Origin of the sequence: Limnohabitans sp., from assembly GCF_044361645.1 — a bacterium.
Taxonomy (GTDB): Bacteria; Pseudomonadota; Gammaproteobacteria; order Burkholderiales; family Burkholderiaceae_C; genus Limnohabitans_A.
In genome coordinates this window covers 38,825-45,392 of record NZ_JBIKIL010000013.1, presented here as the reverse complement: position 1 = coordinate 45,392, position 6,568 = coordinate 38,825, and the positions used below count along the sequence as shown (strand labels likewise).

Here is a 6,568-nt window from a genome sequence, read left to right as displayed (position 1 = left end):
CGTGGCCACTTACGTGCTGATTGCCATTGTTAAGAAGGAGTTGCAATTGAAGGCCTCGCTCTACACTTTTCTACAGATTTTGTCGGTGTCTGTTTTCGAGAAAACCCAGATTTCATGCGCCTTGCAGCCCGATGCTCACACAACCGCACCACCTGACTGTGCTAAGCAGTTGAATTTGTTCACTTTTTAACCGGACACTACTGACCGAAAGTATTTGATACAACTTGACCTCTCGAAATACCAACTTCATTATGTTTAATGGCTCGAATAAACACATCTGCTGTTGTTGAACCGCTTGGATTTTTATGTCTTTCTGCATGTTCACGTCTCATTCGTCCTCCTAGGTATTTGTCACCATCTGCGTCTGAAGCGCTAATGGCCGCTTCAAGTTCTGCCTCGCAAACCGCCCAAGCACTTTGTACCGAAATCAGTAGCCCTACCGCCAGAGCACCTTGTTTGATGAATCGCACCGCCATTGCCCTGGAAGTAAGAAGTAAGCCGCCCAGATCCAAGATTGAAAACCAGAGGTGTGTGTTCATTTTGTTTCTCCAGATGTGCCATCCACTTTCTTCAAAAGCAATGGCGAGGCAGACGGCCTGCGTTGCCATGCTTGCAGCGCTTGTGCAATTTCTTGGTTGGATGAGCCGTGTTTGAGTTGCAAAGTGGCACCGTTTTGGGCTGAGTTCGCCTGCAACTCCGTTGCGGTGATGGTCTTGCCTTTGCGTTGCAGCTGACTTAAATCCAATTGCCTTGACTTGGCTTCCAATGCCAAAGCCTTGAACTTGCTCATCGCCTCTTCAGGTGTGGCTGAAGTTTCAACCAAGGCTTTCATGGCCTGCGGCGGCATGGTTTTGCCGTTGAAAGGGCCTTGGCCTGCAATCGCCACCGCCGCGGTGTAAATAGCGCCCACAGCACGGCATTGCCACTTGTTGCCATTGGTTTTGGCAATGGCCCAAAAAAATTGTGTATCGCATGCTTGTTTGGCCGCAACCCGCTCTCCTGAAAATTCATTTTTCTTGCAGTAGTCAGTGCCATGCTTGCTGCCGCCCGGATCGCAAGCGCCATAACAAATGTCGTGTGCCTTGCAAGCTTCGGCCATCTTGCAGCCGAACATTTGCTCAGGGACGAAGTCTTCTGTGAAACTCGATCCGCAGTGATCTACATTTGCCTTGGTTGTGGCAGGTGTCTCCCCGTTGGAAGGCCCCGCTAACAGCAGCAAGAAAGCGCTTGTACAGAAAGTGGCTATGAAATGGATGGATGAACGGTTCATTGTCAATACCCTCTGATACTCAGGAGGCCGTAGTCATGGCCGAGCTGATAAGTTGCTTTGCAAACCCGGTTGCTTTGGTTGCCGCCCAGCAAGCTGATCTGGGTATCGCCGGGCCGGTAAGGGGATGCCAGAAAACCAACGTGCCCGCCACTGCCTTTGGCCTGTACTTGTTCAGGCGTGCCGCTTCTGTCGGCTTCGGTAAAGCCCGGTTCTGTGGCTTTGCGCCTGCGCCAAAGCACCACAATGCTGGCCAAGGGAGCTGTGGCAGTGACATCAGCACCCCAACTGCCAAGATGCCAAGAACGTGCGGCTGCATTCACCTTTTTGAGGTTGGGTATTGTTGGGTGACTGGCGCGGGCTTGCAAGACACACCATTTTGCAAATGCTGAACACCAAGAGGTTTCGTCGTCTGTGGCACCCACTGTGGTGAGGTACTCATCGATACGAGGGTTGCTGACCTTGCCGACGACTTCCTCAACGCCATATTCACGCACAGCAATCGGCAACCAAGGCCGAGCGCGATAGCTTTCGGTGCGCAACAAATAGCCGTTGTTCATCCAGCCCTCCACGGTGCCAATGCGAACCCGTAGCCATGAGCGGTCAGGTTTGGCATTTAGCTCTTCAACCAAGGTGCCCAAGGGAAAATCCCCAAGTTTTTTGCTTTTGACGCGAGGTTCGGTGCGCAAGTTGAGCGAGGTGGCCAAAACGACATGAGATGTCATGGTGATTCCTTTCAGTTTGATTGGGTTTCTTCAACGTGCCAGCACATCCACTGCATCCACGGTGGCCTGGGCTTCGCCGTTTTCGGCACTGGCCTTGGCTTCTGTCCACAAATGCAGACGCAAGCGGTCACGGGTTTGGGTGCTGCGGTGAATGTGCAAGCTGAAAGTCAAATCAACCGATTTCATCGCCGCCCCCGCCAAAACTTGGCGACTGGTGGTGCGTCCATCGGCGCTGAGGCGCACCAGGGCATGCCCGTGAAGGGCGTGCAAGGCGGCATTGACGTTGACCACAAAGGGCCTGCGCGTGGCGGTGGGCAAAAGCACATCAAGCACCGCCATTCGCCAGACATGGCGGACATCGGAACTGGCGCAGGGCGGCATCGCAGCGGAATGCAGCTGCTCATCAAAAGGCAGACTGATGACGTTGTCGATCATGCGGACTTGCACAGGGGTAGTAGCCTGTGCGCTGGTGCATGTGGCCAGGGTGAGGGTTTGGAAACGGGTGGTCATATCGTCTCCTTACCTTTTAGGCTCCAACACGGTAATTTTCATTTGATCTTGACGCTTGCCTGAACCATCAACAGCCATGATGTAAAGATCACCGGGTGGCGTTTTTGGTTTCAATTCGAGCTTGGCGCGGGGGATGCCACCATCAATGGATGTGGTGAACGTAGGCCTTTCATCCTGAGATGAACTCTTGGCTCCAGAAAGCCAAATTTGAGGAACGCCCACACCACCTTTGACGGCCACTTCAAACGATTGCCCCGGAAAAAGCTGTACCGTGTCATCCTCGAACGTGAAGCCAAAGTCGTCGGCTGGGTTGCGTTGGCATTGGGCGATGTTTTTGACGTAGGGCTTGAGTGAGTAAGCGCGTGTGAGCGTTGTATTGATCTCGCGCATTTTTTCAAGCAGGTTTGACAATTTGATTGCTAAATCTTTTGCATCGGTAGCGGTGAGCTGAGGGACCATCAGCTGCACATCTGTTTTTTTGCCTTCCTTGATGTCTGCAATGGCTTTAGAAACGCCCATTAATTTTTTATTCAGTGCATCTATCTCGGCCTTGGTTTTTTGGGATTCTGTTGCGGCGGTTTTTTTGTATTGCTGCAACAATTTGGTTTGCTCTTGGACAAGGTCATTGAGCTTGTCAGCAGCCCTACCCATGTCACTGTTGGCTGTTGTTTCGTCTGACTTACCATTGTTCCCTTCGTTAGCAGATGGTGGCTTGCCTGTTTTTGTTTCGCCACTGGAGTTGTTTGACATTGAGCCTACCCCTTCATCTGCGGGCTCTTTTTGGGAGTCTGCTGATGGCACATCCAGGGGTTTAATTTCTCTGAACGCTTGACTGGTGCTGCGCAAACCCGAAAGCGCCATAGAAGGGTTGACCAAGTCAGGCTGGAGGCGATGAATCTCAAGATGGGTGTTGTTGGCCACCAAAATCGCTTCTTGTCTCAAATGGAAACCTGCGCTCGTCACGTAGCCATGAAAGTTGTGCGCCTTGCGCAAAGTCACACGTGCGTTGTAAAGCATTTTCATTTCAAAGGGATGGTTCCTCACGTACGCTTTTGTGTTGCCCGATTGGGCAGCTTGCGCCTGAAACGCCTTGTCAAGAGCGTTTATCGCAGTAGAAAGCGTTTCAATACTAGTTTTAAATTTTTGGAAATCAGCTTCCTTTACCAACCATGGGCGGGTCTTCAGGATGAGGCAGGTCAAGTCGTTGGCAGCATTGAGATAGGCCAACTCGGTATTGGGGCTATTTGAATAGCTGTTGAGTGCATACGCCCCTCCGGCAACGGCACCCAGATTGGCCACTGCGCGACTCGATCCACCGTCGGCGGCATTGACTCCTTTGTACAAAGCGGCAGCAGTCAAGGTGATCAAGCCAGCACTCAATAAATTCCGCTGATTCGTGCGATTGACCACCGCATCCATGTAAGCGTTGCGCTGCGCATCAACGTCAGAAATGGCTTGCTCAAGATCACCACCATACGAAGAATTATCCAGCTTGGCTTGTTCCGGAACATACTGAGTAGTGTTGTTTTTCTTGGTATTTAAGCTGGTTTTTAAGCCCTCTGTCATCACGTAGGGATTGGTTGCGCAACCACTGGCAAGCACAGCGCTGACCATGACAGCCACCGCTGATTTTGAATAACGATGTTGGGAAATATTTTTCAAGGTGTGTCCCCACTTGTGTCAAAAGATTTTCGGTGCATGGTCTTGGTGTGCAGCGGCCATTTCACCGTGGTTTTTCGCCTGTCATTGAGATGGCCTCATCAGCACGCGGCCCCGCCTCAAAGGCAAGGCCGCGTGAGCCGCATCATCACAAATCACTGTTGGTTTTGCGCGTGCTGTAGTTCAGCGACATCTGCATGCGTTTGCTGTCACGCCCGGTGATCTGCAGGTAGCCGTAGCCTGTGTTGATGAATTTGCCGGTGTTGCTCGCCGCTGCTTTTTCGCAATGAGACCCTGTGCCTTTGCAGGCGAGGATCACCTTGCGTGCCGTAGACCTCACATCAGCACCTTCGTCCCAGTTTGAGCTGTAAACCTTGACGTACGTGGGTGACCAAGCGCCCGTTGGTACGTCCCAGCCGTCGATGCTCAAGCTTTGCGCCGTGTTGTTGGCGCCCAGCGCAACAAAGCCTTGGCCATTGGCACTGGCCGCCGTGGCCAAAGTGCTTTTGACCGGGTCTTTGACGGCTGGCCACTTCACTGTTTGGAGTTCAGCCAGGGTAGGCGCGCGGTTGATGGTGCGGCGAAATTGGGTGAATGTTTTGTTCGCCACATTATTGGCAGGCTCATTGGTAAACGCATCGGTGAGGGTGACCTCAAATTTCCAGTTGCCTTGCGCTGGAATGGCTTGGATGGCGGCCTCTGTCCATTCGGTTTTGGAACCCCAAAACTCGTTGGTGAAACGTTCACTGGGGTGACCTGAGGTCGATGCATTGAGGTAAGCCCCATTGAGCCTGACCGTGGCCGATTTGGTGGTGGTGTTGGAGGTGTTGACCAGTCCCAAGTAATCGAGGTTGTTGCTGGGATGGGGCCTGAACGTGAAGGTCTTGCCGCTGGGCGAGGCGACCTTCACTTCTTGATAAATAGACACTTTGGGCGTGTTGACGCTGTTGTCGTGGTCCCATCGGCGCTCAGAGATGCCAATGGTATAGCCCGTGGCCATGTAAGCAAAGTCCGGCACACCCGGCATTTCCTCGCGGCGGGCTTGGGCGTTGACGCTCAGATCGTGTTTGGACTGGTTGCCAATCAATTTGAGCACGCCATCTTGCAGGCGGGCGTGGTACTCGCCCACGTCGCTTTGACCCAAAAATTCCCCGGCCTTGGGGTCGGTCACGGTCCAGCGTGCGGTGAAGACCACATCGCCCTCCATGGGTTTGGTGGGGTCTGTGGTGTTGCCGTTTTTGATGGAGTAGCGGTACTCCGGCTGGTCGTGCTGAACACCTTGAACGTTGTTGAAAATGCCTTTGAAGGCCCCAGTGAAACGCCCACCTGTGCCAGCAGGCAAACTCGCGCCGGCCTGGCTGACCACAGCGTTGTTGTGCAGGTATTTGCTGGGGTTGTTGCCCACAAAAATGCCCTTGCAGACCTCGGCGGTGATTTGCGAGCCCAAGGTGGCCCCCATTGGACGGCGATCAGCAGGGGCCGTGGCGTAGCAGTCTTGCATGCGTTGGATCAGGTTTTGGATTTTGCTGCTGACCCCATCGGCTGGCAGGCTGGCTGTCATGGAGGCGACCGTGATGTTGGCGGGTGTCTCGGGCGCAACACTTGGGATGAGGGTGAATTTGACGGGCTCATTGTCAGCGCCCTGTGCTTCATCGGAACCACTGGTTTTGATTGCGAATTCCAGGGTGGTTTTGCCCGCAGCGTCTTTCGTGAGGTTGGGCTTGCCCAGCATGTCCAGTGCTTTGTCGACGCCGGTGCTGTCGGCCGCAAACGCTTTGCTCAACGGGTCATCGCCATCGGGCACACCTGCGGCCTCTAGCAGGGGCTTGAGCATGGTTTTGATGACGGCGGTTTGCGCAGTAATTTTTTCTTGGCTCAAGTCGGAGGACTTCAATTCAGCCGGGTTACCGTCGGGTGCCAGCCGCGCTGCGATCATGGTGGTGATGGGGGTCACGTTCACCCGGGCAGAGGTGGCGGTGTCGATCATGCTCACTTGGGGGTCATCGCCCTCTTCTTGTGTCACCAGTAATACGAACGGGCCTTTGGCGCTGGGTTGGAGGGGAACGCTGAAATTGCCATCGCTCCCCACGGTGCAAGTGGCCGTGCAGTTTTCTACGGCTGTGCCCGTGCTGTCTTTCACCACCACCGTGGCTCCAGACATGGGGGCGCCCGTGGCGGCGGTGCCCGTCAATGTGATGGGTTGATCGCTGGCGATGCCGCCACCACCGCCACCACCGCCACCACCACCACCACCACAGGCAGTGACCAAGGCCGCCACGGCCAGCGTGACTGCCGCGACAGGTAAGGTTTGTTTCATCAAAAATTCAGCTTGTTGTCGTATCACGAGATATCTCCTAGGTTGAGTGAAGTCAGAACTTGCAAGCGGGCGTTGGCAAGGCCGCAGTGG

The 6,568-nt window shown here is 54.0% G+C and carries 6 protein-coding genes and 1 pseudogene; 1 reads left to right on the top strand and 6 read right to left on the bottom strand.

Annotated elements, in window-relative coordinates; all coding sequences use genetic code 11:
* Positions 1 to 190, top strand: a pseudogene (locus ACIQ39_RS03780) (IS4 family transposase); the annotation flags it as partial.
* Between the two features lie 7 nt (positions 191 to 197).
* Here the strand turns inward: ACIQ39_RS03780 and ACIQ39_RS03775 are convergent.
* The 6 genes from ACIQ39_RS03775 to ACIQ39_RS03750 all read right to left on the bottom strand — a co-directional run bounded on the left by ACIQ39_RS03775 (position 198) and on the right by ACIQ39_RS03750 (position 6,478).
* The gene (locus ACIQ39_RS03775) at positions 198 to 539 is read right to left on the bottom strand and encodes a hypothetical protein (RefSeq protein WP_396433279.1); all 342 of its coding nucleotides are present in this window, start codon (positions 537 to 539) and stop codon (positions 198 to 200) included.
* Entirely contained in the window at positions 536 to 1,114 is a 579-nt protein-coding gene (locus tag ACIQ39_RS03770; protein WP_396433278.1) for a hypothetical protein, read from the bottom strand. The genes ACIQ39_RS03775 and ACIQ39_RS03770 overlap by 4 nt, the downstream gene beginning before the upstream one ends.
* 158 nt (positions 1,115 to 1,272) lie before the next feature.
* Positions 1,273 to 1,992: an SH3 domain-containing C40 family peptidase gene (locus ACIQ39_RS03765; RefSeq protein ID WP_396433277.1), complete on the bottom strand. Its 720-nt coding sequence runs from the start codon at positions 1,990 to 1,992 to the stop codon at positions 1,273 to 1,275.
* Positions 1,993 to 2,022: 30 nt separating this feature from the next.
* Positions 2,023 to 2,502: a hypothetical protein gene (locus ACIQ39_RS03760; protein WP_396433276.1), complete on the bottom strand. Its 480-nt coding sequence runs from the start codon at positions 2,500 to 2,502 to the stop codon at positions 2,023 to 2,025.
* 9 nt (positions 2,503 to 2,511) lie between these two features.
* A complete protein-coding gene (locus ACIQ39_RS03755; protein ID WP_396433275.1) occupies positions 2,512 to 4,164 on the bottom strand; it encodes a hypothetical protein in 1,653 nt (550 codons plus the stop codon).
* A gap of 145 nt (positions 4,165 to 4,309) precedes the next feature.
* Positions 4,310 to 6,478, bottom strand: coding sequence for an Ig-like domain-containing protein (locus tag ACIQ39_RS03750; protein WP_396433274.1), 2,169 nt, complete (start codon positions 6,476 to 6,478; stop codon positions 4,310 to 4,312).
* Positions 6,479 to 6,568 lie beyond the last annotated feature (90 nt).